The organism is Treponema sp. (assembly GCF_051883275.1).
Lineage (GTDB): Bacteria > Spirochaetota > Spirochaetia > Treponematales > Treponemataceae > Treponema_D.
In genome coordinates this window covers 1-3,032 of sequence record NZ_JBJETK010000047.1, presented here as the reverse complement: position 1 = coordinate 3,032, position 3,032 = coordinate 1, and the positions used below count along the sequence as shown (strand labels likewise).

The 3,032-nt window shown below is 46.9% G+C and carries 3 protein-coding genes; all 3 read left to right on the top strand.

Annotated features, from left to right (window positions below; translation table 11 throughout):
* The coding region (locus tag ACI4L0_RS08180) for a hypothetical protein (protein ID WP_439799679.1) at positions 1 to 769 on the top strand (769 nt) is incomplete at its 5' end.
* Positions 770 to 780: 11 nt separating this feature from the next.
* Positions 781 to 1,347 (top strand): hypothetical protein, encoded by a 567-nt coding sequence (locus tag ACI4L0_RS08175; RefSeq protein WP_439799678.1) that lies wholly within the window; start codon positions 781 to 783, stop codon positions 1,345 to 1,347.
* A 111-nt stretch (positions 1,348 to 1,458) separates the two neighbouring features.
* On the top strand, positions 1,459 to 2,502 hold the full coding sequence (locus ACI4L0_RS08170) for a hypothetical protein (RefSeq protein WP_439799677.1): 1,044 nt from the start codon (positions 1,459 to 1,461) through the stop codon (positions 2,500 to 2,502).
* Positions 2,503 to 3,032 lie beyond the last annotated feature (530 nt).

The window sequence follows — 3,032 nt, the reverse complement described above, 5'->3', positions numbered from 1 at the left end:
CTATTTCACGCGCGGCGAGCCGCTGACCTCCCTGCGCCAGGAAACCCTGTTCTGGCTTGGTTGCAAAAATGCGAAAGGATTATCCAATGAAGTTGAAATCGTCGATGCGATTTACGAAGAATTTACGGACTTAGATGTTCGCCGAAAATCGGATGATAAGCAATTAAGTTATTGGAAATTTGAGAATGCATATCAAAAATCAGATACAACTCCTTTGTTGATGTGTGAAAATGGGGATGGAAATTGTCAGGCATGGAGCGGTCTTTTTAGAGACTTGGTAAGGTTGCAAGGAATTGAAGCAGAGCGAATAAGCATTTTTTCAAAGCGAGCGATGCCTGATTTTTGCGATCAATCTGGATTTCCCACTCCAGAGTCTGTTATGGTCGGAAATTGGAGCTTTAGCCTGGATGAGTGTTCTGTCGAAAAGGATTGCACTTATACCGAACTGAGGTGGCTTTCTTCAATTTTTAAACAAAATTATACCCACATTTTAGACGTGGTTATTCGCAAAACTCCACTACCTCAAAAGGTTTCTCCGGTAGGGGATGTTTTGGCGCAGGGGAATCCTCATTCTCCTTTCCAGTTCAATGGACATTGGATTTGCAAAATTGGGGGGAAATATTACGATCCTTCTTATGGTACGTCCAAGTTTTCCGAATTATCTGCTTACGAAAATGATTCATTGGCTGGATTTTTCAGAGACGATGGAACGTTTCTTGCCGTAAAAAACTCGTCGGATTTAGATGTCTTTGAAACGCTTTCTGAATAAGAGGAAAGTTTATGAAAAAAGTTATTGTTTTTAGCTTGTTGGCAATTCTTGTCGCGATGGGATGTTATTTTCTCATGACAGGTTCTGAGAAAAGAGATTCTTCGCCTTTAACAGAACAATCATTCGTGGAAAAATCGGACCTGGACAGAAGGAAAATCGAATTTCTGAAAATGCGATTAAATCCGGAGGCGTTGGAGAAATTGAAGAATCTTCCGGACAACGAAATTCTCGAGAAGTTTTCCGGCTACCTTCATCGGGATCGGACGTGGAGCGTGGATGGCGTCGAGAAAGAAACGGTTTTGACGCAGATTCGTTCCGAAAAAGCTAAAATCACGCCTCATGGTTTTTTGCCAGAGGAATTCCGGAGCATGAAACAAAGCCCTGCTTGGGCGCTTTCGGTGCTTTACAGGACGATTTCCTGTCCGATTATTTGGAAAGGCGAGGACGGGCGGGAATTCGGATTTCCGAACGTCTGCATCGAAGACGACGACCGCTACTACCTGTGGTTCAAAGGTCGTCCGGAAATCGGGGAAATAATCGAGAAAAAAACGTTCGCCCGATACTCGTGGAGTTTTTGAATCTGCATCGCTTCTTATCATGAAAATATGCCTGCGGGAAGTGCCGTAAAATACGAGGGCGCTTCGCTTGACGTGAAAATAACGGTATATGCGACGACGGAGTAATAGATTATGGTCAAAAAAATTATTTATGTTTTAGCTTTTCTTTCTGCGGTGCTTCTGGGCAGTTTCGATGGAATCGCTCAGCCGACAGAGGACTACGGTAAGGATGTGGAATTGGTGAAGTCTTGGAGATTTCAAGGGAAAGAATATTCTTTAGTGAAGTCTCCCGTCAAAACGAGATTTATTTATGGAATGGTTTTCAGCGTTCTCAAAAAATCGGGAAGCGGTCCTGAAATCATTTTGCGCCACGTCGCGCCCTATGATGAACCCCTGTATGAGCCGAGCATGGACGTCGTCGCGTGCGATGATTTTTGGGCTCTGATAAGAGTGAACTACGTGCCTGCAGCTTATGACGTCGGGAAATGGTATCAGTTTGCCGAGCTGGATTTGGACGAACTCAAAGAACGTGAAGGAAAGGCTGAAGCCTGGAATCTGGATCGGTTTTGTCGATACGAGGAGAATCGTTTTGATTTCAATCTTGATCTTAATTCGAAGTTGGAGCTCCCGGTTAAAGGCGCAGGGTTACCGCCGAGAGGCGGTTTTATTCATCAGACTTGGGAGTTTTCATCTGAAAACGGAGCGCTGATCGCTCGTCCCGTCGGGCGGAGAATAAGGCAATTGAAAGACGTGGATTTTTGTCGCTACGATTCAGATAAGAAGACGTGGACGCCGCACAATCGAGACGAATCGAAGAAGACGAAGCCGGACGTTCCGAAAAACGGCGGAGCTGATGCAGCGGTTCCGGAAAAAGTTTCGCGGACGGAAATCGACGAAGTCAAAAGAGCGTTTGCCGGCGTCGATAAAGCCGGATCTGCGCCGGTCGGGGCGCGAATTCTGGTTTTCGACGGAGAGACGCCGACGACGACGGATGTTCTTCTGTTGCTGTCGCGACAGTGCAATTACACCAAGTGTCCGAACGTCTGCGTCGAAGACGAGGAGTATTTTTACGCGTGGCGGGAAGGAGATTTTCGCCACGGCACCCTTGTGGACAGAAAAAATCTCTCGGTTCGGACTTGGAGTTTCAGGGACGGGACGTGCGTCCTTTATTGGTAAGAAAAGACGGCTCCGCAGGAGATTTTTTTGAGCGTCGCGGGCAATTCTTCCGCCTTACAGACGAAAACAGGAATGTCTTCGCCCCCAAGGCGCGTTCCCGCCGAAAAGAAAATCCCTTGAAATCCCCGCAATCCCTGTTGAAAAAGGGCAGTTTTCGTCCGCGGTTCTTCGAGGGCAAGCAGGGTGCTTAGGCGACGAGGTTATGGAGGTTATGAAGTTATGAAGTTGATTGCGTTTCGCTGCGCGAAAGAGTTTTTCGGAAATCCTTTCGGCGAAGCCGAGCGCAAAGAACCTCCATAACCTCATAACTCCATCACTTCATCACCTTTCCCGCGCCGCGTCCCGCCCGATTTTTTGAAAGGCTCCCGAACATGAAATTGCGGCGGCGGCGCCCGCGATTGTGGAGATTTTATGCTTGCCGTGTGTATGAAGTGTACGGCAGAATATTTTACGCATCGCGGGAATGGTTTCCGCTGACGCACGAAAATTCAGACATCTCTTATCATGAAAGAAATTGAAAAAAACGGAAA